Raw genomic sequence first — 21,791 nt, forward strand, 5'->3', positions numbered from 1 at the left:
TCACCAGGAGTCCTCACATGAAGACGATCGACGAACTTCTCGCCGACGGCGTGGACGGCAAGCGGGTCTTCGTCCGCGCCGACCTCAACGTGCCGCTCGCCGACGGCCTCATCACCGACGACGGCCGTATCCGCGCCGTCCTGCCCACCGTCAAGGCCCTCGCGGACGCGGGCGCCAAGGTGGTCGTGGCCTCGCACCTCGGCCGACCCAAGGGTGCGCCGGACCCGGCGTTCTCCCTCCTTCCGGCCGCCGAGCGCCTCGGTGAACTCCTGGGCGCCCCCGTGGCCTTCGCCCAGGACACCGTCGGCCCCGCCGCCCACGCCGCCGTCGACGGTCTCGAGCCGGGCCAGGTCGCGGTCATCGAGAACCTGCGCTTCAACGCGGGCGAAACCTCCAAGGACGACGCCGAGCGCGGCGAGTTCGCGGACCAGCTGGCCGCCCTCGCCGACGTCTACGTCGGCGACGGCTTCGGCGCGGTGCACCGCAAGCACGCCTCGGTCTTCGACCTCCCGGCGCGCCTGCCGCACGCCGCCGGCTACCTCATCGCGAACGAGGTCGCCGTACTGAAGAAGCTCACCGAAGAGGTGCAGCGGCCCTACGTCGTCGCCCTCGGCGGCGCCAAGGTCTCCGACAAGCTCGCCGTCATCGACCAGCTGCTCGGCAAGGCCGACCGCCTCCTCATCGGCGGCGGCATGGCGTACACCTTCCTCAAGGCCAAGGGCTACGAGATCGGCAAGTCCCTCCTGCAGGAGGACCAGATCCCGGCGGTCCTGGAGTACATCGAGCGCGCGGAGAAGACCGGCGTCGAGCTGGTCCTGCCCGTCGATGTGCTGGTCGGCCCCGAGTTCCCGGACCTGAAGACCAAGGCCCCGGCGAACCCGACGGCCGTCGCCGCGGACGCTGTGCCCGCCGACCAGATGGGCCTGGACATCGGTCCGGAGTCCCGCAAGCTGTACGCCTCGAAGATCACCGACGCCGCCACCGTCTTCTGGAACGGCCCGATGGGCGTCTTCGAGCACCCCGATTTCGCCGAGGGCACCAAGGCGGTCGCCCAGGCCCTCCTCGACTCCCCGGCCTTCACGGTCGTCGGCGGCGGCGACTCCGCCGCAGCCGTGCGCCTCCTGGGCTTCGACGAGAACGCATTCGGCCACATTTCGACCGGTGGCGGCGCCTCCCTCGAATACCTCGAGGGCAAGACGCTCCCCGGCCTCGCCGCACTGGAGGACTGACCTTAATGAGCACGCGCACGCCGCTGATGGCGGGCAACTGGAAGATGAACCTCAACCACCTCGAGGCCATCGCCCACGTCCAGAAGCTCGCCTTCGCCCTCGCGGACAAGGACTACGAGGCCGTCGAGGTCGCCGTCCTGCCGCCCTTCACCGACCTGCGCTCCGTGCAGACCCTGGTCGACGGCGACAAACTCAAGATCAAGTACGGCGCCCAGGACCTCTCGGCCCACGACTCCGGCGCCTACACCGGCGAGATCTCCGGCTCGATGCTGGCCAAGCTGAAGTGCACCTACGTGGCGATCGGCCACTCCGAGCGCCGCCAGTACCACAACGAGACCGACGAGCTGGTCAACGCCAAGGTCAAGGCCGCCTACAAGCACGGCCTGACCCCGATCCTGTGCGTCGGCGAGGAGCTCGAGGTCCGTGAGGCGGGCAACCACGTCACGCACACGCTCGCCCAGGTCGAGGGCGGTCTGAAGGACCTCCCGGCCGAGCAGGCCGGGACCGTCGTGATCGCCTACGAGCCCGTCTGGGCCATCGGCACCGGCAAGGTCTGCGGCGCCGAGGACGCCCAGGAGGTCTGCGCCGCCATCCGTGGCAAGATCGCCGAGCTGTACACCCAGGAGCTGGCCGACCAGGTCCGCATCCAGTACGGCGGCTCCGTCAAGTCCGGCAACGTCGCGGAGATCATGGCGCAGGCCGACATCGACGGCGCCCTGGTCGGGGGCGCCTCGCTGGACGCGGACGAGTTCGTCAAGATCGTGCGCTTCCGCGACCAGTGACACGAGCTGGGAGTATGCGGTAGCGGCGATACGTCGTACCCTTGCGGGGGCACAGCTCGGTTGCTGTGCCCCCGTCGTTCATCCGAATCCGAGGAAGTTGGTCCAGCCGTGGTTTTGGGGTTCTCGATCGCCCTGATCGTCTTCAGCCTGCTGCTGATGCTGCTGGTGCTGATGCACAAGGGGAAGGGCGGCGGCCTCTCCGACATGTTCGGTGGCGGCATGCAGTCGTCCGTCGGCGGCTCCTCGGTCGCCGAGCGCAACCTCGACCGCATCACCGTGGTGATCGGTCTGCTCTGGTTCGCGTGCATTGTCGTACTCGGCATCATCATGAAGTCGAACAGCTGAGCAGCGACGCACACAGCACGTACATTCCGCACGTAAGGCCCCATGTTCGGTACGCGCAGCTGAGCGCGGCCTATCATGGGGCTTGCGTCTAGGTGTGGGGGGTGTAACTCCAATCACTGGACGCGCGTTGGGCCTTACGTAGACTGAGGCGCTCGCAACGAAGCGAAACGCCGACTCGCTTCGCGGCACCATCACGCAGGGAGTTACGACCGTGGCAAGTGGCAACGCGATCCGAGGAAGCCGGGTCGGGGCGGGGCCGATGGGCGAGGCCGAGCGCGGCGAGTCCGCGCCGCGTCTGCGCATCTCCTTCTGGTGCTCGAACGGGCACGAGACGCAGCCCAGCTTCGCCAGCGACGCGCAGGTTCCCGAGACCTGGGACTGCCCGCGCTGCGGCTTCCCCGCCGGACAGGACCGGGACAACCCGCCGGACCCGCCGCGCACCGAGCCCTACAAGACGCACCTCGCGTACGTACGGGAACGGCGCAGTGACGCGGACGGCGAGGCGATCCTCGCCGAGGCGCTCGCCAAACTGCGGGGCGAGATCTAGGAGTTGAGAGCCGGCCGGGCACCGAGGGGTGTCTGGCCGGAGCTGTTTCGTACCCGGCCCCGGCCGCCTCCGGACCGATTGTCAGTGGTGCCCTCTACGGTTTGTGCATCGGCAGATCGTGAGGGGGAGTTGTGGCGACGGTCGAGGAGGCGGGCAGTCTTGCGCCCGCGTGGCGTGGGGGATTCGGGCTGCTGTGGACGGCCGCGGTGGTGTCCCGGTTCGGAGACGCGCTGCGAGGTGCGGCGCTGCCCCTGCTTGCCGCTTCCCTGACCGACCGCCCCCTGCTCATCGCGTCCGTGACCGCCTGCGGCTATCTGCCCTGGATCGTCTTCGGACTCCTCGGCGGCGCGGTCGCGGACCGGGTGGACCAGCGGCGCGCCATGTGGACGGTGGATGCGGTACGAGGAGTGCTCGTCGCCGCCTTCGCCGTGGCCGTCGCCCTCGGTCAGGCCTCGATCGCGCTGCTCATCGCGCTCGCCTTCGTGCTGACCACTCTCCAGACGCTCTTCGACAACGCTTCCACGGCCCTGCTGCCCGCCCTGGTGGACCAGGGGGCGCTCGGCAGTGCCAATGCCCGGCTGATGACGGGACAGCAGATCGCGGGCGGCCTGATAGGGGCACCGGCGGTGCCGCTGCTGCTCGCCGCCGGGGCCGCCGTTCCCTTCGCGGCCGACGCCGGGACCTTCCTGGTGGCCGCCGCGCTGGTCGCCTCGCTGCGCACCGCGGCACCCGAGCGCGGGCCGAAACCGGCGGGAAGCACCCTGCGCCGAGAGATCGCGGAGGGGCTGCGCACCCTGTGGCGCGACCGGGCCCTGCGCGGACTGTGCGCCGCGACCGCCCTGTGCAACATCGGCATGGGCGCTCTCATCGCCACCTTGGTCGTCCTGGTGACCGGCTGGCTGGACGCCGGCACCACCGGATACGCGGCGGCCACCACCGCCTACACCGTCGGCGGCCTGGTCGGGGGAGCCGCGAACCGGCAGGTCACCGCCCGACTCGGGCCCATGCGGGCCGTACTGCTCGCCGGCCTGGTGCAGATAGGCGCCCTCGTCGTCATGGGCAGTGTGCGCAGCCTGACCGCGATGGCGGCATCACTCGCGGTGTTCGGCTTCATGGGAATGGTGTGGAACGTCAACACGACCACGCTGATGCAGCAGCGCACCCCCGCCGACCTGCTCGGCCGGGTCAGCTCCGCCTTCCGTACCCTGGCCGTCGCCGGGGCTCCGTCGGGCGCGCTGCTCGGCGGCGCGGTCGCCACCGCCTGGGGGCTGAACACGCCGGCCCTGCTCACCGCCGCCTTCTTCGTTCTGTCGGTCCTCGCCCTGATACCTGCCCGCAAGCCGGACGTACCTGTGGTTGCGCCGCACGGCGACACCACGACCGCTCATGTCACGCGCTGATCAACTAGGTTGGGACCGGCAGCGGGGCAAGGCAGGAAAGAAGGCTGAAGTCCGAAATGAACGCAGACGTCCGTAACAGACTCAACCAGACGCCCGAGTGGACCGCGCTGGCCAAGCACCGCGAGGAGCTCGGCGAAGTGCGGCTGCGGGACCTATTCGCCGCCGACCCGGGACGCGGCGCCGGGTACACACTCCAGGTCGGCGACCTGTACATCGACTACTCCAAGCACCTCGTCACCGACGAGACCCTGCGGCTGCTGCGCGAGCTGGCCGCCGCCACCGACGTCTTCGGCCTGCGGGACGCCATGTTCCGCGGCGAGAAGATCAACACGACCGAGGATCGCGCCGTACTGCACACCGCGCTGCGCGCCCCGCGTGACGCGGTGATCGAGGTCGACGGGGAGAACGTCGTCCCGGGTGTGCACGCGGTGCTCGACAAGATGGCCGAGTTCGCCGAGCGGGTCCGCTCCGGCGCCTGGACGGGCCACACCGGCAAGCGCATCAAGAATGTCGTCAACATCGGCATCGGCGGCTCCGACCTGGGCCCGGCGATGGCGTACGAGGTGCTGCGCAGCTACACCGACCGCGACCTCACGGTCCGCTTCGTGTCGAACGTCGACGGCGCCGACCTGCACGAGGCGATCCGTGACCTGGACGCGGCGGAGACCCTGTTCGTCATCGCCTCCAAGACCTTCACCACCATCGAGACGATCACAAACGCGACCTCGGCGCGCGAGTGGCTGCTCGGTGAGCTGAAAGCCGGTCAGGAGGCCGTCGCCCAGCACTTCGTGGCGCTGTCGACCAACGCCGGGAAGGTGTCGGAGTTCGGCATCGACACGGCCAACATGTTCGAGTTCTGGGACTGGGTCGGCGGCCGGTACTCGTACGACTCGGCGATCGGGCTGGCGCTGATGATCGCCATCGGCCCGGATCGCTTCCGGGAGATGCTCGACGGGTTCCGGCTGGTGGACGAGCACTTCAGGTCGGCGCCCGCGGAGTCCAACGTGCCGTTGCTCCTTGGCCTGTTGGGCGTCTGGTACGGCAACTTCCATGACGCCCAGTCGCATGCGGTGCTGCCGTACAGCCACTACCTCTCCAAGTTCACCGCCTATCTGCAGCAGCTGGACATGGAGTCCAACGGCAAGTGCGTGGGCCGGGACGGGCAGGAGGTGGAGTGGCAGACGGGGCCGGTGGTGTGGGGCACGCCGGGCACCAACGGCCAGCACGCCTACTACCAGCTGATCCACCAGGGCACGAAGCTGATCCCGGCGGACTTCATCGGGTTCGCCGAGCCGGTGGCCGAGCTGAGCGACGGGCTCAAGGCGCAGCACGACCTGCTGATGGCGAACTTCTTCGCCCAGACGCAGGCCCTCGCCTTCGGCAAGACACCGGACGAGGTGCGGGCCGAGGGCGTGCCGGAGGAGCTGGTGGCGCACAAGACGTTCAAGGGCAATCACCCGACGACGACGATCCTGGCGCGCGAGCTGACGCCGTCCGTGCTGGGCCAGTTGGTCGCGCTGTACGAGCACAAGGTGTTCGTGCAGGGCGCGGTGTGGAACATCGACTCCTTCGACCAGTGGGGCGTCGAGCTCGGCAAGGTGCTGGCCAAGCGGGTCGAGCCCGCACTGACCGAGGGGGCGGCGGTGGCGGGCCTGGACGAGTCCAGCAAGGCGCTGGTCGCCAAGTACCGGGAGTTGCGGGGCCGGGCGTAACACCGTCCCTGCGGTAGGGGGAAGCGAGCGGCGCGTGACCGTCCGCTTCCCGTCGCCGTGCAACCCGTAGGATTTCTAAGGCAGTTGATGCGCCCGGCCGCCCCGGTCAGGCCACGGCGCTGAGGGTGTCCGCGAGCCGTCGTCTTGCCGCGCGTGCCGCCGGGAGGGCGGCGAGTGCGGCCGCGCCGAGCACCGCGGCGGCACCGAAGAGCAGGAGCAGTACCGGCGAGGGGCTCTGGGCGATCCCCGCGCCGATGCCGCTCGATCTGCCCTGGGAGTCGATCAGCCAGTGTGCGAGGGGGGTGCCAAGAGCCGTACCGGCGAGGACGGCGGCCAGGGCCGTGCAGCCGGTGGCCGTGACGGTGATCGCGGTGATCTGGCGCGGGGACAGCCCGATGGCCTTGAGGGCCAGCAGGTCGCGTTCGCCCTCGCGGACCGTGCCGCCGATCGCGGTGAGCAGTTCGACGAGCCCGATGAGAGCCAGGACGGCGATCAGGCCGACGACGACCGAGCGCAGGGGCGAGAGCCCGTCGGCCGGGTTGGTCACGGCGTGCACGTCGAGCCGGCCGTGCCCGGCGGCGGCCAGCCTGCCGGCGACGGCGTGCGGGTCGGCTCCGGGGCGCAGGCGGAGCTGGTAGAGGGTGGGGGTGAGACGCGGGTCGTTCTCGCGGAGGGTGTCGAGCGAGGTGGAGATGACCCGGCCGGCGTTCTCCGGTTCGATGCTGCGGCCCACGATGTGCAGGATCTGCGGCTGGTCGCCGACCGTCATCCGCACCCAGTCACCGACGCGCACGTCCAGCAGGTCCAGGAGGCCCTGTCCGGCAACCGCCTCGTCGCTGCCGCGGGCGGGGCGACCCTCGGCAAGGGTGTACGGGTAGGGGTTGTGGCTGGTGCCGAGGCCGCGCAGGGCGATCGTGGCCGTCTGGCCCGGCACCAGGGCGGCGACCTCGACACCCGGGTAGGCGGAGGCGACCTGCGGGTCGCGTTGCAACAGTGCGCGGGTGGCCCTGTCGCTCAGACCCGCGTCGGCGTGGACGGTGAGCGCGGCCGGCAGCCCGATCTGCTCGGGCCTGCTGTGGAAACGGTCGATGGTGGTCCAGGCACTCATCGCCACGACGATGAGCAGCAGCGGCAGCGCCAGCCGGGCCACGGTGGCCAGGGACCGCAGCCGACGGACAGAGGCCGTGTGCCAGCCCAGCACCAAGGCGGGCGGCACCCCCAGACCCAGAGCCCGCCGGGCCATGCCGGAGAGGTGCCCGCCGGAGGGTGCGCTCTGCTGCAGGCTCGCGGCGTGGCGCGCGGGCTCGCCGGCCTGCCCGGTCACCGCAGCCGCGGCCGGACGACTGAACACCCCTCGCGCCGGACTGGAAGGCGCATGCCCCGCCGAAGCGACGGTCCGCCGCTTCAGCCCCAGGACCCGCCGGGCCATCCCCCGCAGCCCCCTGCCTCCCGTAACCGCAGGCCGGGGGGCGGCGGAGTGCAGGGCTGGGGATATGTGTGCAGGTTCGGAGCGGCCGTCGGTGGGAGCTTGGGGTTGGGGATGGGGTGTCCGGCGGGAGTCGTGTGGCAGTTGGTGGGCCGGTGGTGTTGGGGCTTGCAGTCTCAGGGTTCGGCGGGTCCTCTCCAGCAGCCCCCTGCCTCCCGTGGCCGCTGGTCGGGGGGTGGTGGGGGGTGAGTTCGGGGGTGCCGGGTGGGCGGGGCGGCCGTCGGTGGGAGCTTGGGGTTGGGGGTCGGGTGTCCGGCGGGCGTCGTGTGGCAGTCGGTAGGGCGGGGGAGTTGCGGCTTGCAGGCCGAGCGCTCTGCGAGCCAGGAACAGCCCTGTACCCCCCGCACCCGCAGGGCGGGCCACCGGGACCGGTGGTACGCGGCCCGCTCGCCAGGCTGCGAGGGCCGTTGTTGCGCCGATGAAGAGCACGGCGCCCGCCGGGATGGCGAACAGGGTCGGTGTGTGGCCGGGCAGGCCCTGCCATACGCCGAGGGCGTCTCCGAGGCGGCCGGGGAAGCGGCTGCCCAGGGACTGGGTGAGTGTTGCCGCGGCTGCGGCGCCCAGTACGGCGTACGCGATGTGCTGGAACAGGAACACGCGGACGACCTGGGCCGGGGTGAAGCCGATCGCCTTCAGGACCGAGATGTCGCGCAGGTGGCCGCGGATGCGGGTGGCGATCGCGCCGTGGACAGCGAGGCCCGCGGCGACCAGTGCGCCCAGGCCGAAGAGGCCCAGGACCTGGCCCAGCAGCCTGTTGTCGCCCTGTGCCTCGGCGCGGGCCTGCTGCCAGGTGGAGACCTCGCCGATGGCGCCCGCACCGAGGACGGTGACGGCGCGCTGGACGGCGTAGTCCGTGTCGTCGGGGTCGGTGAGGCGCAGGCCGATGACCTGGCCGGTGGGGTGGGGCACGGCGGAGGGGAGGGCCCAGACCAGGCCCGGCTGCTCGTTCGCGCGGTAGCGGGGCTCCGCGCTGTCGGCCACGCCCACGACGGTCACCATCCGTGTCGTGCCCGGCAGGGTGAGCGTGTCACCCGGTTCGGCGAGCAGAGCGCGGGCGAGCCGGCTCTCCAGGACCACGCCGTCGGGGGTGGCGGCCGTCAGCCAGTGGCCGGCGGTGAGCAACGGGCGGCCGACGTGGGGGCGCTCGGGCGTCGCGCGCAGTTCGACCGAGGCGCGGGTGCCGCGTGAGGCGAGGGTGGCGACGGCGGTGGGGTAGGGGCCGGCGACGGATTGCACCCCGTCCAGGCCGGCCAGCTTCCCCACCTGGGCGGACTTGTCCGTGTGGATCCAGACGTGCGCGCCGCGCTCCTGGGTGAAGATCCGCTGCCAGGGGTTGGTGGCGTACCCGAACAGGGCCGTCGCCAGCAGGAGCGACACCACGATCCCGGCGGTGGCGAGAACCAGAAACAGCGCCTCGCCGCGGTGCGTGCGCAGATCGGAGTGCGCCCAGCGCAGGGTTGCTCGCATACGGCTCAGGCCTTCCGGGGATCGTCGTACACCCGCATGTCAGTCCCTGAGCTCCAGCACCCCGGATATCCCGGTCCTGCGGGACGCCCCGGTGCCGTCCAGTTCCGCGTCGTCGGCGATCCGGCCGTCGAAGAAGCTGATCACACGGTCCGCGGCGCTCGCCAGCCGGGCGTCATGGGTGACCAGCACGATCGTCTGGCCGCGCTGGTGGAAGCGGGACAGCAGCCGCATCACCTCGCGGGTGCCCTTGCTGTCCAGGCTGCCCGCGGGCTCGTCGGCCAGGAGGAGGGGCGGGTGGTTGACCAGGGCACGGGCGAGTGCGACCCGCTGCTGTTCGCCGCCGGACAGCTCGCCCGGCATGCTCCGCTCCTTGCCGCCAAGACCCAGTTCGCCGAGCAACTGCTCCCGCTCGGTCCGCGCCTGCTTCGGTGCGACCCCCGCGAGCAGGGCCGGCAGTTCCACGTTGTCGGCGACCGACAGATTGGAGACGAGGTTGAAGAACTGGAAGACGATCCCGATCCGCTTCCTGCGTTCCACCGCCCAGCGCGCCTCGCTCCACGCATCCGTGCGCTCACCGTCCAGCCGGATGCTGCCGCCGTCCGGCCGCTGCAGCCCGCCCAGCAGATGCAGCAAGGTCGACTTGCCGGCGCCGGACGGGCCGGTGACGGCCACGAACTCGCCCTGCCGGACGCACAGGTCGACCCCGCGCACGGCATGCGCCGGCGCGCCCTCGCCGTAGTGCGTCTTGACCAGGCCTTCCGCGTGCAGCACGGGAGCGGGACTGTCGCTCACTCCAGCTCCTCCAGCTCTTCCTGGCACCGTTCCAGCCAGTCGAGGTCGGCCTGCAGGTGCAGCATCGCGCCCTCGATCAGCAGATGGGCGATGCGGTTGTCGCGGTCTTCGGCGGCGGCCAGCTTCGACAGGTCGCGCATGGTGTTGAGGTACTGGCGCCGCTGCTTGTTGATCAGGGCGATCTGCTCGGCGAGACCGGTCTGCGGAGCGAGCGCCAGCTTCATGAAGAACTCGTCCCGCACCCGCGGCTCGTCCTCGGGCTCCTCGAACCAGGCGCGCAGCGCCTCCCGCCCGGTGTCGGTGAGGTGGTAGACCTTTTTGTTGGGTCGGCTCGACTGCTCGACGTCCTCGCCCTCGATCAGCCCTTGCTTCTCGAGGCGGCCGAGGGTTACGTAGATCTGGCCGACGTTCGGCTGAGGGTACGCGGAGCCCAGCAGTTGCTCAAGGTCCTGCTTGAGCTCGTAGCCGTGGGCCGGACCGCGTGCCAGGAGTGCCAGGAGGGGCAGGCGCACTCGTGCTGTCCTCCTGTCCTCGTAATGTGCTCCAGGCCCTAGTATCGCGCATACCTAACAGGTATACATGGCCTCTGACTCCGGGCGAAGATGCCCGGCGCCGGTGTACAGGGAGGAACCTATGCGGTGGATCCATGCCGCGGGTAGGGGACTCCTTGTTCTCGTCGTGGTCATGACCGGATATGTCGCCTCCGGCGCCCGCGCCGAGGAGGGCACGGCGGGCGGCCGCGGACCGTTGACGCTCGCCACCGCCGGAGACCTCACCAACTACCTCGACCCCCTCCTCCAGGGCTGGAACCGCACCCACCCCGGCGAGAAGGTCACCCTCGTCGAGCTCCCGGACTCCGCCGACGAGACCCATGCGCAGATGGTCACCGACCTGCGCGGCGGCGACCGCAGCCGCTTCGACGTCCTCAACATCGACGTCAGCTGGACCTCGGAGTTCGCGGCGGCGGGCTGGATACGCCCGCTGCCCCGCGACCGCTTCCCGACGAAGAGCTTCCTGAAGCCGGTCGTGGACACGGCGACCTACGACGGCCATCTGTACGCCGTCCCGTACGTCACCAACGCCGGACTGCTCCTCTACCGCAAGGACATCCTCGCCAAGGAGGGCGTCCCGCCGCCGCGCACCTGGGCCGAGCTGGAGTACGACGCGAAGACCATCGCGCCGAAGTACGGACTCGACGGCTACGCAGGGCAGTTCCTCCCGTACGAGGGCCTCACCGTCAACGCCGCCGAGGCCGTCTACTCCGCGGGCGGCAGCATCCTCGGCGACGAGGGCGCACGCGTCACCGTCAACTCGGCGGCCGCCCGCGAGGGCATCGGCTTCCTCGCCCGCGGCGTGCGCGAGGGCTGGATCCCGAAGAAGGCGCTGATGTACAAGGAGGAGGAGTCCAAGCAGGCCTTCCAGGACGGCCGTCTGCTCTTCCTCCGCAACTGGCCCTACGCCTACGTCGGCGCCTCGGCCAAGGGCTCCCCGGTCGCCGGCAGGATCGGCGCCGTACCGCTGCCCGGCCCGGACGGGCCCGGCAGGAGCGTCCTCGGCGGCTCCAACCTGGCCGTCAACACGCACGCACAGCACCCCGACTCCGCCGCGCGCCTGCTCGCGTACCTCACCAGTGAGCCCGTCCAGCGTCAGGTCCTCACCCGCGGCGCGCTGCCGCCCGTACGGGCCGCGCTGTACCAGGACCCCGAGCTGATACGGCGGTTCCCGTATCTGCCGACCCTGCGCACGAGTGTCCTGCACGCCGCGCCGCGCCCCAAGAGCCCGCGCTACGACCAGGTCAGCCTGGTGGTGCAGGCGGTCGTGCGCGACGCCATGACCGGGCACGAGACCCCGGCCGCGGCGGTGCAGAGGCTGGCGCGGGAGCTGGCAGCTGTCTCCAGCCGCTAGTTACTTGTTAGGTAACGCGGAAGTCTCATCTGGCTTCAGAATGCCCCCTTAAGTCCGCTTTTGCTATGCCGACTCAGCAGTAGCTTCCGTTTCTTTCATTGACACCCTCACGACACGCCTACCTAACATGCATGCATGTTGAGTAAGTACCGCTGGTGGCGCGACGCGGTGATCTACCAGGTGTACGTCCGCAGCTTCCTGGACAGCACCGGCGACGGCATCGGCGATCTGGCCGGGGTCCGCGCCGGACTGCCGTACCTGAAGAAGCTGGGCGTCGACGGGATCTGGCTGAGCCCCTTCTATCCGTCCCCGCAGCACGACCACGGCTACGACGTGGCCGACTACTGCGGCGTCGACCCGCTCTTCGGCGACCTCGCCGAGTTCGACCTGCTGATGGCGGCCGCCCGGAAGCTCGGCGTCAAGGTGCTGCTGGACGTCGTGCCCAACCACTGCTCCAGCGAGCACCCGTGGTTCCAGGAGGCCCTCGCCTCGGAACCCGGCAGCGCGGCCCGCGCCCGCTTCCACTTCGCCGACGGCCGCGGCGCCGACGGCGGCGAACCGCCCAACAACTGGCACTCCATGTTCGGCGGCCCCGCCTGGACCCGGGTGACCGAGCCGGACGGCCGCCCCGGCCAGTGGTACCTGCACATGTTCGCGCCCGAACAGCCCGACTGGAACTGGCGCAACCCCGAGACCGGCGCCGAGTTCGACCGGGTCCTGCGCTTCTGGCTCGACCGTGGCATCGACGGCTTCCGCATCGACGTCGCCGCCGGCCTCTACAAGCACCCCGAACTGCCCGACTCCGACGACCCCGAGGCCGACGCCCGCACCCGCGACTCCGTCAACCCGCTCGCCTGGAACCAGCCCGAGGTGCACGACGTGTGGCGGCACTGGAGGGCGGTGTGCGAGGAGTACACGGCACGCGACGGCCGCGAGCGGCTGCTGGTCGGTGAGGTGTCGGTGCCGACCGCACGCGAACACGCGCAGTACGTCCGCCCGGACGAACTCCACCAGGCCTTCTTCTTCGACCTGCTCAGCGCACCCTGGAACGCCGACGCCTTCCGCAAGGTCATCACCGAGGCCATGCAGGACATCGCCGGCACGGGCTCGACGGTCACCTGGGTCCTCAACAACCACGACCAGGTCCGCACCGTCACCCGCTACGGCGAACCCGCGCCGGAGGGCAGCGGCCTGGGCACGGCCCGCGCCCGCGCCGCCGCACTGCTGATGCTGGCGCTGCCCGGAGCCGCGTACATCTATCAGGGCGAGGAACTGGGCCTGCCCGAGGTCGTCGACCTGCCTGACGACGTGCTCACCGACCCGATCTTCCGCCGCACCGGAAGCCGTGCCCGTATCCGCGACGGCTGCCGGGTCCCGCTGCCGTGGTCCGGACAGGCCTCACCCTTCGGCTTCACCTCCGGCGCCGAAAGCGCGCGGCCGTGGCTGCCGCAGCCTTCGTATTTCGCCGAGTACGCCACCGACCGCGCCCTCGCAGACACCCGCTCCTTCTGGCACCTGTACCGCGACGGCCTCCAACTGCGCGCCGCACTGCCCCAGTTGGGCGAGGGAACGCTCGACTGGCTGGACACCCCGCCGGGCGTCCTCGCCTTCGTCCGCGGCGACGGCCTCGTCTGCGCCGTCAACTTCGGTACGGCACCCATGCCCGCACCGGTCTCCGGCACCCCGCTGCTGTCCAGCGGCCCCTGCACGGCGGGGGTGCTGCCCGGTTCGACGGCGGCCTGGTGGATCAACGACCTCTGACCACCACCGCCCACCACCCCTGATTGTTCGTCAGTTTCCCACCCCTTGAAGGGACATCAACGATGATGCGACGACGCACGACCCTGCTCACCGGCTGCACCGCCCTTGCCCTCGCGCTCGGCGCCACCGCCTGCGGAGGCGGCGGCCCGGTCTCGGCCGGTGGCGGCGACAAGTCGCTGGGCGGCCAGACCGTCACGGTGGCCGGGGTCTGGACCGGCAGCGAGCAGAAGAACTTCCAGAAGGTCCTCGACGCCTTCAGCGCGAAGACCGGTGCCAAGACGCAGTTCATCTCCACCGGCGACAACGTCTCCACCGTCGTCGGCAGCAAGATCGAAGGCGGCAACGCGCCCGACGTGGTGATGGTCCCGCAGGTGGGTGTGCTTCAGCAGTTCGCGAAGAAGGGCTGGCTCAAGCCGCTGTCCGCCACCACCGACAAGGCCGTCGACGCGGGCTACGCCCCCGTCTGGAAGAAGTACGGCAGCGTCGACGGCACCCTCTACGGCCTCTACTTCAAGGCCGCCCACAAGTCGACGGTCTGGTACAGCCCCGAAGCCCTCACCCAGGCGGGCGTCAAGCCGCCGAAGACCTATGACGCGATGCTGAAGGCCGGACACACCGTCTCCGACTCCGGGCTCGCAGCCTTCTCCGTCGCCGGGCAGGACGGCTGGACCCTCACCGACTGGTTCGAGAACATCTACCTCTCCCAGGCGGGCCCCGAGAAGTACGACGCCCTGGCCGCCCACAAGCTGAAGTGGACCGACGCCTCGGTGGTCAAGGCGCTCGGCACCCTCGGCAAGCTGTTCAAGGACAAGCAGCTGATAGCCGGCGGCCAGAAGGAGGCCCTCAACACCGACTTCCCGGGCTCGGTGCAGAAGGTGTTCGGACCCAAGCCCGAGGCCGGCATGGTCTACGAGGGCGACTTCGTCGCCGGCGTCGCCCACGACCAGTTCGGCAAGACCATCGGCAAGGACGCGAACTTCTTCCCCTTCCCCGCGGTCGACGGCGGCAAGGCGCCGGTGGTCAGCGGCGGTGACGCGGCCGTCGTCCTCAAGGACGGCAAGAACGCCAAGGCCGGCATGAAGCTCCTGGAGTACCTGGCGACCCCGGAGGCCGCCGCCGTGTGGGCGAAGGCCGGCGGCTTCCTGTCCCCGAACAAGAAGCTGTCTCTCGATTCCTACGGCGACGACGTCACCCGTGCCACTGCCAAGTCCCTTGTCTCCGCCGGGGATTCGGTCCGCTTCGACATGTCCGACCAGGCGCCGGCGGCGTTCGGCGGCACGAAGGGCGCGGGCGAGTGGAAGCTGCTCCAGGACTTCCTGAGCGACCCGTCGAACCCGAAGGGCACCGCGGCACAGCTGGAGGCCGCGGCGGCCAAGGCCTACAAGGGCTGACGCGCCATGACCGCGACTCTGGTGAAAGAGACAAGTCCGCCCGCGATCGCGGGCGTCGAGCGGGCCCGGCGCTCCCGCCGCCGGGCCCGGATCATCGCCCTGCTCTTCGTCTTCCCGGCGCTGCTCCTGCTGGGTGCGCTCGTCGTGTACCCCGTGCTGTTCTCGATCGGCCGCAGTTTCTTCGACGCGTCCGGGACGCGCTTCGTGGGCGGCGAGAACTACACCGAGATGTTCCGGGATCCGGCGACCCTCAAAGCCGTACGGAACACGGCCATCTGGGTCGTCGTGGCGCCTGCGCTGCTGACCGGCCTGGGCCTGATCCTCGCCGTACTGGTGGAGAAGGTCCGCTGGGCGACGGCCTTCAAACTCCTGCTGTTCATGCCGATGGCGGTGTCCTTCCTGGCGGCGGGCATCATCTTCCGGCTCGCCTACGACGAGGACCCGAACAAGGGCGTGCTCAACGCGGCCGTGGTCTCAGTGCACGACGCCTTCAAGGGCACGTCGGAGTACCCGACCGCGCGGGCCCGCGTGGGCCAGGGGCTGAAGGCGGGGCCGGACGGCTCGTACCGGACGAGCGGGAGCGTGTCGCCGGGGCAGTCGGTGACGCTCGGGCTGGTGGGCGTCGCCCCCAAGGACCTGCCGGGCGGTGCCGAGCGCGCGTACGGCGCCGCGCACCGCAAGGCCGCGGCCGACGAGGTGAGCGGGGTGGTCTACCTGGACTTCACCCCCGGCGGGGGCGGGAAGCAGGGCAGGGTCGACCCGCGGGAGAGCGGGCTGCCGGAGATGAAGGTCGAGGCGGTGGGGGACGACGGGACGACGGTCGGGCGTACGACGACCGCGGCTGACGGCTCCTTCCACTTCGCGGGGCTGAAGTCCGGCTCGTACACGGTGGAGTTGCCCGCGTCGAACTTCGCGCAGCCGTACCAGGGTGTCTCGTGGCTCGGGCCGATGCTCGTCACGCCGGCGATCATCGGGGCGTATCTGTGGATCTGGACCGGGTTCGCGATGGTGCTGATCGGCGCCGGGCTCGCGACGCTGCCGCGCGATGCGCTGGAGGCGGCGCGGATGGACGGCGCCAACGAGTGGCAGATCTTCCGGCGGATCACGGTGCCGTTGCTGGCTCCGGTGCTCACGGTCGTCTTCGTGACCCTCGTGATCAACGTGATGAAGGTGTTCGACCTCGTCTACATCATCGCGCCCGGGCCGGTGCAGGAGGACGCGACCGTGCTCGCCACCCAGATGTGGCTGGTGTCCTTCGGCGGCGGCAACAACCAGGGGCTGGGGAGTGCGCTGGGCGTGCTGCTCCTGCTTCTCGTGGTCCCCGCCATGGTCTTCAACGTCCGTCGTTTCCGGAGGAGTCAGCGATGAACGCGGTCAGGCGTGGCCTGGGGAACGGGCTGGTGCAGGCTTTCCTGGTGGTGATCGGCCTGGTGTGGCTGACGCCGCTCGCGGGGTTGTTCCTGTCGTCGTTGCGGTCCTCGCAGGACTCGGCGAGCAGCGGCTGGTGGACGGTGTTCAGCAGCCCGGGCCGGCTGTCCTTCGACAACTACTCGGCGCTGCTGAAGAACTCCGGGATGACGCAGGCCTTCTGGAACACCGTACTGATCTCCGTGCCGGCGACGGTGCTGGTCGTGGTGCTGGCGGCGCTGGCCGGATATGCCTTCGCCTGGCTGGACTTCCCCGGGCGGGAGCCCGTCTTCCTGGTCGTGGTGGCCCTGTTGGTGGTGCCGGTGCAGATCGGGCTGCTGCCGGTGGCCAAACTCTTCGGTGAGCTCGGGCTGTTCGGGACGATTCCGGGGGTCGTGCTGTTCCATGTGGCGTACGGGCTGCCGTTCGCGGTGTTCCTGCTGAGGAACTACTTCGCCGAGATGCCGAAGGAGATGCTGGAGGCTGCTCGTATGGACGGCGGGAGCGAGTGGCGGATCTTTACGCGGTTGGTGCTGCCGGTGGGGCGGCCGGCGATTGCGTCGCTGGCGATCTTCCAGTTTCTGTGGGTGTGGAACGACATGCTGGTGGCGCTGTTGTTCGCGGACAGTTCGTCGCAGCCGTTGACGGTGCAACTTCAGTCGCAGATACGGCAGTTCGGGAGCAACATCGATGTGCTGGCGCCGGGGGCGTTTGTGTCGCTGGTGGTGCCGGTGGTGGTGTTCTTCGCGTTTCAGAAGCACTTTGTGCAGGGGGTTATGGCGGGGTCTGTGAAGTGAGGGGGTGCGGCGGAGGGCTTTTCGCCCCCGCCGCCCCTTCCCATTCCCGTCCCCTGGGGGCTGCCTCCCCCAGACCCCCGCTTTCGGCCTGAACGGCCTCGTCCTCAAACGCCGGACGGGCTCAAAAGATCAAACCCCGGCCGGCGAAATTCAGCCCCTCCGGCGTTTGAGGAGCGGGGGTCCGGGGGCCGGCCCCCGGGTCGGGACGGGTAGGGGCGGCGGGGGCGAAGACCGCTTAGGCCGAAGCCGGCGGATACAGCGAGCGGGGCAGCTGTGACGCCGCCGCGCCGTCCAGCAGCCACAGCGTGCGGGAGCGCCCGCGGGCCCCCGCCGCAGGGGCCTGCACCTCACCCGCCCCCGACAGAGCGATCGCCGCCGCCTGCGCCTTGTCCTCGCCGGCCGCCAGCAGCCAGACCTCGCGAGCCGCACGGATGGCCGGCAACGTAAGCGTCACCCGCGTCGGCGGAGGCTTCGGCGCGCCGTGGACACCCACGACCGTGCGGTCCGTCTCCCGGACCGCGGGCAGCTCCGGGAACAGCGACGCCACATGCGTGTCCGGGCCCACGCCGAGCATCAGGACGTCGAAGGTGGGCACGGCACCGTGGTTCTCGGGACCGGCCGCCCGGGCCAGTTCCTGCGCGTACCCCTCCGCCGCCGCCTCGACGTCGGCACCGTAGGGACCGTCCGACGCCGGCATGGCGTGCACCCGCTTCGGATCCAGCGGGACGGAGTCCAGCAGGGCCTCGCGGGCCTGCGTGACATTGCGGTCCGGGTCGCCCTCGGGCAGGAAGCGCTCGTCCCCCCACCACAGGTCCAGGCGGCCCCAGTCGATCGCGTCCCGGGCCGGTGCGGCGGCCAGCGCGGCCAGCAGGCCGTTTCCGTTGCGGCCACCCGTCAGGACCACGGACGCATAGCCCCGGGAGGCCTGCGCGTCCACGATCTTCGTGATGAGACGGGCCGCGGCGGCCTGCGCCATCAGTTCCTTGTCGTGGTGCACGACCAGCTGCGGAGTGCTCACTTCGCCGCCGCCTTCGTCGCCTTGTCCTTCGCCGCGTCGTTCACCGGCGCCTCCGCCTCCTCCTGCGGTGCGGAAGCTTCCGCAGCAGCTTCGACGGCGGCCTCTTCTCCTTTGGGAGCCACCTCCGGTTCGGCGGCCGCCTCCGGCGCGGGCAGTGAAGGGTTCAGCCGGTCCACCCCGAACCGCAGCGCCGACGCATACGTGTCGTCCGGATCCAGCCGCCGCAGCTCCTCCGCGATCAGCTCGGCCGTCTCACGCCGCTTCAGCGCCACCGCACGGTCCGGCTGGCCCTGGATGGAGAGAGTGGCCAGCGAGCCGTCCGCACGGTCCAGGACGATCTGGCCGGTGTTCGTGGCCATACGGACCGCCGTCAGGCCCGGCCCGTTCGACAGCGACCGCTTCACCGGCACGTCCAGCCGGTCCGCCAGCCACATCGCCAGCAGCTCGCAGCTCGGGTTGAACTCCTCGCCCTCCACCTCGACGGCCTCCACCTCGCAGGTGACCTGGTCGAGAGCGGCGGCCAGCATCGAACGCCAGGGCGTGATGCGGGTCCAGGACAGGTCGGTGTCGCCGGGGGTGTAGGTGTCGGCGCGGGACGTCAGCTCCCGTACCGGCTGCTCCGCGGCGTACGTGTCCGTCACCCGGCGCTGGGCGAGTGCGCCCAGGGGGTCGTTCGCCGGGTCGAGGGGCGCGTTCACCGGCCACCAGACCACCACCGGGGCGTCCGGCAGCAGCAGGGGCAGGACCACCGACTGCGCGTGGTCCACGATCTCGCCGTACAGGCGCAGGACGACCGTCTCGCCGGTGCCCGCGTCCGCGCCCACCCGCACCTCGGCGTCCAGCCGGGACTGCGTACGGTCGCGGGGCGAGCGGGAGACACGCTTGATCACCACGAGGGTGCGCGACGGGTGCTCGTGCGAGGCGTCGTTCGCGGCCTTCAGGGCGTCGTACGCGTTCTCCTCGTCCGTCACGATGACCAGCGTGAGCACCATGCCGACGGCCGGCGTGCCGATGGCACGGCGGCCCTGCACCAGCGCCTTGTTGACCTTGCTGGCCGTGGTGTCCGTGAGGTCTATCTTCATGGCCGGCGCCAGCTCCGTCCGTCTCGCTCGAGCATTTCGTCCGCCTCGACGGGCCCCCATGTGCCGGACGCGTACTGCGCCGGCCTGCCGTTCTGGTCCCAGAACTGCTCGATCGGGTCGAGGATCCGCCAGGACAGCTCGACCTCCTCGGTGCGCGGGAAGAGGTTCGAGTCGCCGAGCAGGACGTCCAGGATCAGACGCTCGTACGCCTCCGGGGACGACTCGGTGAAGGACTCGCCGTAGGCGAAGTCCATCGACACGTCCCGGATCTCCATCGAGGTGCCCGGCACCTTCGAGCCGAAGCGCACCGTCACGCCCTCGTCCGGCTGGACGCGGATGACGATCGCGTTCTTGCCCAGCTCCTCCGTCGCCGTGTGGTCGAAGGGGGAGTGCGGGGCCCGCTGGAAGACGACGGCGATCTCGGTGACGCGCCGGCCCAGACGCTTGCCGGTGCGGAGGTAGAACGGCACGCCCGCCCAACGGCGGTTGTCCACCTCCAGCTTGATCGCCGCGTACGTGTCCGTCTTCGACTTGGCGTCGATGCCCTCCTCCTGGAGGTACCCGACCGCCTTCTCGCCGCCCTGCCAGCCCTCCGCGTACTGCCCGCGCACGGTGGCCCGGCCCAGGTCCTTCGGCAGCCGAACGGCCCCGAGCACCTTGGTCTTCTCGGCGGCCAGCGCGTCCGCGTCGAAGGAGGCGGGCTCCTCCATGGCCGTAAGAGCCATCAGCTGGAGGAGGTGGTTCTGGATGACGTCACGGGCGGCACCGATGCCGTCGTAGTAACCGGCCCGGCCGCCGATGCCGATGTCCTCGGCCATCGTGATCTGCACATGGTCCACGAAGGACCGGTTCCAGATCGGCTCGAACATCGTGTTGGCGAATCGCAGCGCCAGGATGTTCTGGACGGTCTCCTTGCCCAGGTAGTGGTCGATGCGGAAGACCTGGTCCGGGGCGAAGACCTCGTGGACGACCTTGTTCAGCTCCTCGGCCGACTTCAGGTCGTGACCGAACGGCTTCTCGATGACCGCACGGCGCCAGGAGCCGCCGGTCTGGTCGGCGAGACCGTGCTTCTTCAGCTGCTGGATGACGACCGGGAAGGAGCGCGGCGGAACGGAGAGGTAGAAGGCGAAGTTGCCGCCCGTGCCCTGTGCCTTGTCGAGCTCCTCGATGGTGCCGCGCAGCCGCTCGAACGCATCGTCGTCGTCGAAGGTGCCCTGCACGAAGCGCATCCCCTGGATGAGCTGCTGCCAGACCTCTTCGCGGAACGGCGTACGGGCGTGCGCCTTGACGGCGTCGTGGACCTCGGCCGCGAAGTCCTCGTGCTGCCACTCGCGGCGGGCGAACCCGACCAGCGAGAAGCCCGGCGGCAGCAGACCCCGGTTGGCGAGGTCGTACACGGCGGGCATGAGCTTCTTCCGTGACAAATCGCCCGTGACGCCGAAGATGACCAGGCCCGACGGCCCCGCGATTCGCGGGAGCCGTCGGTCTGCAGGGTCACGCAGCGGGTTGCTGCTCGACAAGGTTTCAGCCCTCCGAGGGGGCGAGGCGCTCCAGCTCCGCCTCGGTCGACTTGAGCAGGTCGTTCCAGGACGCCTCGAACTTCTCGACGCCCTCGTCCTCCAGGACCTGGACCACGTCGTCGTACGAGATCCCGAGCTTCTCGACGGCGTCGAGGTCGGCGCGGGCCTGCTCGTACGTACCGGCGACGGCGTTGCCGGTGATCGAGCCGTGCTCCTCGGTGGCCTGCAGGGTGGCCTCCGGCATGGTGTTCACCGTGTTCGGCGCCACCAGGTCGTCGACGTAGAGGGTCGGCTTGTAGGCCGGGTCCTTCACGCCGGTGGACGCCCACAGCGGACGCTGCTTGCGGGCGCCCGCGTTCTCCAGCTTGCTCCAGCGGTCGGAGGAGAAGACCTCCTCGTACGCCTGGTAGGCCAGACGCGCGTTGGCGACGGCGGCCTTGCCGCGCAGCGCCTTGGCGTCGTCGGTGCCGAGCGCGTCGAGCCGCTGGTCGATCTCGGTGTCCACGCGGGACACGAAGAAGGACGCGACCGAGCGGATCAGCGAGAGGTCCAGGCCGCGCTCCTTGGCCTTCTCCAGGCCGGAGAGGTAGGCGTCCATGACCTCGCGGTAGCGCTCCAGCGAGAAGATCAGCGTGACGTTGACGCTGATGCCGAGGCCGATGACCTCGGTGATCGCCGGCAGGCCCGCCTTGGTGGCCGGGATCTTGATGAGCGTGTTCGGACGGTCGACGAGCCAGGCCAGCTGCTTGGCCTCGGCGACCGTCGCCTTGGTGTTGTGCGCCAGACGCGGGTCGACCTCGATCGACACGCGGCCGTCCTGGCCCTCGGTGGCGTCGAAGACCGGGCGCAGGATGTCGGCGGCGTCGCGGACGTCCGCCGTCGTGATCATGCGGACGGCCTCTTCGACGGTGACCTTGCGGGCGGCGAGGTCCTCGAGCTGCTGCTCGTAACCGTCACCGGACGAGATCGCCTTCTGGAAGATCGTCGGGTTGGTGGTGACGCCCACGACGTGCTGCTGGTCGATCAGCTCGGCGAGGTTGCCGGACGTGATCCGCTTGCGCGACAGGTCGTCCAGCCAGATCGCGACGCCTTCTTCGGAGAGGCGCTGGAGTGCGTCTGTCATGGAATTACATCTCCTACGTGTCGTATG

Annotated in this window: 18 protein-coding genes; 11 read left to right on the forward strand and 7 right to left on the reverse strand. The window is 70.2% G+C overall.

Annotation, left to right across the window (positions count from 1 at the left end; translation table 11 throughout):
* Positions 1–17: 17 nt before the first annotated feature.
* The 6 genes from IH68_RS0112935 to pgi all read left to right on the forward strand — a co-directional run bounded on the left by IH68_RS0112935 (position 18) and on the right by pgi (position 6,015).
* Complete coding sequence (locus tag IH68_RS0112935; RefSeq protein ID WP_030933321.1) at positions 18–1,229, forward strand: phosphoglycerate kinase; 1,212 nt, start codon at positions 18–20, stop codon at positions 1,227–1,229.
* Positions 1,230–1,234: 5 nt separating this feature from the next.
* Positions 1,235–2,011, forward strand: a complete 777-nt coding sequence (gene tpiA, locus IH68_RS0112940; protein ID WP_030933324.1) for a triose-phosphate isomerase — start codon at positions 1,235–1,237, stop codon at positions 2,009–2,011.
* 108 nt (positions 2,012–2,119) lie between these two features.
* Entirely contained in the window at positions 2,120–2,356 is a 237-nt protein-coding gene (gene secG, locus IH68_RS0112945; protein ID WP_078912428.1) for a preprotein translocase subunit SecG, read from the forward strand.
* A gap of 211 nt (positions 2,357–2,567) precedes the next feature.
* Positions 2,568–2,903, forward strand: coding sequence for an RNA polymerase-binding protein RbpA (locus IH68_RS0112950; protein WP_003976875.1), 336 nt, complete (start codon positions 2,568–2,570; stop codon positions 2,901–2,903).
* A gap of 131 nt (positions 2,904–3,034) precedes the next feature.
* Positions 3,035–4,303, forward strand: a complete 1,269-nt coding sequence (locus IH68_RS0112955; protein WP_030933330.1) for an MFS transporter — start codon at positions 3,035–3,037, stop codon at positions 4,301–4,303.
* 56 nt (positions 4,304–4,359) lie between these two features.
* Complete coding sequence (pgi, locus tag IH68_RS0112960) at positions 4,360–6,015, forward strand: glucose-6-phosphate isomerase (RefSeq protein ID WP_030933334.1); 1,656 nt, start codon at positions 4,360–4,362, stop codon at positions 6,013–6,015.
* 106 nt (positions 6,016–6,121) lie between these two features.
* Here pgi and IH68_RS0112965 read toward each other — a convergent pair whose 3' ends face one another.
* Genes IH68_RS0112965 through IH68_RS0112975 form a run of 3 tightly spaced genes read right to left on the reverse strand, consistent with a single transcriptional unit; the run spans position 6,122 to position 10,272 of the window.
* The gene (locus IH68_RS0112965; RefSeq protein ID WP_030933337.1) at positions 6,122–8,968 is read right to left on the reverse strand and encodes an FtsX-like permease family protein; all 2,847 of its coding nucleotides are present in this window, start codon (positions 8,966–8,968) and stop codon (positions 6,122–6,124) included.
* A 39-nt stretch (positions 8,969–9,007) separates the two neighbouring features.
* Positions 9,008–9,760: an ABC transporter ATP-binding protein gene (locus IH68_RS0112970; RefSeq protein WP_030933340.1), complete on the reverse strand. Its 753-nt coding sequence runs from the start codon at positions 9,758–9,760 to the stop codon at positions 9,008–9,010.
* Positions 9,757–10,272, reverse strand: coding sequence for a PadR family transcriptional regulator (locus IH68_RS0112975; protein ID WP_030933343.1), 516 nt, complete (start codon positions 10,270–10,272; stop codon positions 9,757–9,759). The genes IH68_RS0112970 and IH68_RS0112975 overlap by 4 nt, the downstream gene beginning before the upstream one ends.
* A gap of 121 nt (positions 10,273–10,393) precedes the next feature.
* On the opposite strand from IH68_RS0112975, the gene IH68_RS0112980 reads away from it, so the two are divergent.
* The 5 genes from IH68_RS0112980 (at position 10,394) to IH68_RS0113000 (ending at position 17,021) form a co-directional block, all read left to right on the forward strand.
* Complete coding sequence (locus IH68_RS0112980) at positions 10,394–11,665, forward strand: ABC transporter substrate-binding protein (protein ID WP_030933346.1); 1,272 nt, start codon at positions 10,394–10,396, stop codon at positions 11,663–11,665.
* Between the two features lie 135 nt (positions 11,666–11,800).
* On the forward strand, positions 11,801–13,426 hold the full coding sequence (locus IH68_RS0112985) for a glycoside hydrolase family 13 protein (protein WP_030933349.1): 1,626 nt from the start codon (positions 11,801–11,803) through the stop codon (positions 13,424–13,426).
* A 62-nt stretch (positions 13,427–13,488) separates the two neighbouring features.
* Positions 13,489–14,817, forward strand: coding sequence for an ABC transporter substrate-binding protein (locus IH68_RS0112990; protein WP_030933351.1), 1,329 nt, complete (start codon positions 13,489–13,491; stop codon positions 14,815–14,817).
* 6 nt (positions 14,818–14,823) lie between these two features.
* On the forward strand, positions 14,824–16,185 hold the full coding sequence (locus IH68_RS0112995) for an ABC transporter permease subunit (RefSeq protein ID WP_030933353.1): 1,362 nt from the start codon (positions 14,824–14,826) through the stop codon (positions 16,183–16,185).
* Positions 16,182–17,021, forward strand: a complete 840-nt coding sequence (locus IH68_RS0113000) for a carbohydrate ABC transporter permease (RefSeq protein ID WP_030933355.1) — start codon at positions 16,182–16,184, stop codon at positions 17,019–17,021. Before IH68_RS0112995 ends, IH68_RS0113000 begins: the two co-directional genes overlap by 4 nt.
* Before the next feature lie 235 nt (positions 17,022–17,256).
* Here the strand turns inward: IH68_RS0113000 and pgl are convergent, their stop codons facing one another.
* From pgl to tal, 4 genes are read right to left on the reverse strand one after another with little or no spacing between them, the layout of a single operon-like run.
* The gene (gene pgl, locus IH68_RS0113005) at positions 17,257–18,039 is read right to left on the reverse strand and encodes a 6-phosphogluconolactonase (RefSeq protein WP_030933357.1); all 783 of its coding nucleotides are present in this window, start codon (positions 18,037–18,039) and stop codon (positions 17,257–17,259) included.
* Positions 18,036–19,121 (reverse strand): glucose-6-phosphate dehydrogenase assembly protein OpcA, encoded by a 1,086-nt coding sequence (opcA, locus tag IH68_RS0113010; protein WP_030933358.1) that lies wholly within the window; start codon positions 19,119–19,121, stop codon positions 18,036–18,038. The genes pgl and opcA overlap by 4 nt, the downstream gene beginning before the upstream one ends.
* Entirely contained in the window at positions 19,118–20,641 is a 1,524-nt protein-coding gene (gene zwf / locus IH68_RS0113015; protein WP_030933361.1) for a glucose-6-phosphate dehydrogenase, read from the reverse strand. Before zwf ends, opcA begins: the two co-directional genes overlap by 4 nt.
* Before the next feature lie 4 nt (positions 20,642–20,645).
* Positions 20,646–21,764, reverse strand: coding sequence for a transaldolase (tal, locus tag IH68_RS0113020; RefSeq protein WP_030933365.1), 1,119 nt, complete (start codon positions 21,762–21,764; stop codon positions 20,646–20,648).
* Positions 21,765–21,791: the final 27 nt, after the last annotated feature.

This window comes from Streptomyces sp. NRRL S-646 (assembly GCF_000720765.1).
GTDB lineage: Bacteria > Actinomycetota > Actinomycetes > Streptomycetales > Streptomycetaceae > Streptomyces.

Coding starts and splice junctions, on each gene's coding strand:
- tal (WP_030933365.1), bottom strand. CDS start 21,764: ATGACAGACGCACTCCAGCGCCTCTCCGAAGAAGGCGTCGCGATCTGG.
- IH68_RS0112965 (WP_030933337.1), bottom strand. CDS start 8,968: ATGCGAGCAACCCTGCGCTGGGCGCACTCCGATCTGCGCACGCACCGC.
- IH68_RS0112990 (WP_030933351.1), top strand. CDS start 13,489: ATGATGCGACGACGCACGACCCTGCTCACCGGCTGCACCGCCCTTGCC.
- pgi (WP_030933334.1), top strand. CDS start 4,360: ATGAACGCAGACGTCCGTAACAGACTCAACCAGACGCCCGAGTGGACC.
- IH68_RS0112985 (WP_030933349.1), top strand. CDS start 11,801: ATGTTGAGTAAGTACCGCTGGTGGCGCGACGCGGTGATCTACCAGGTG.
- IH68_RS0112995 (WP_030933353.1), top strand. CDS start 14,824: ATGACCGCGACTCTGGTGAAAGAGACAAGTCCGCCCGCGATCGCGGGC.
- IH68_RS0112980 (WP_030933346.1), top strand. CDS start 10,394: ATGCGGTGGATCCATGCCGCGGGTAGGGGACTCCTTGTTCTCGTCGTG.
- IH68_RS0112935 (WP_030933321.1), top strand. CDS start 18: ATGAAGACGATCGACGAACTTCTCGCCGACGGCGTGGACGGCAAGCGG.
- opcA (WP_030933358.1), bottom strand. CDS start 19,121: ATGAAGATAGACCTCACGGACACCACGGCCAGCAAGGTCAACAAGGCG.
- IH68_RS0113000 (WP_030933355.1), top strand. CDS start 16,182: ATGAACGCGGTCAGGCGTGGCCTGGGGAACGGGCTGGTGCAGGCTTTC.
- tpiA (WP_030933324.1), top strand. CDS start 1,235: ATGAGCACGCGCACGCCGCTGATGGCGGGCAACTGGAAGATGAACCTC.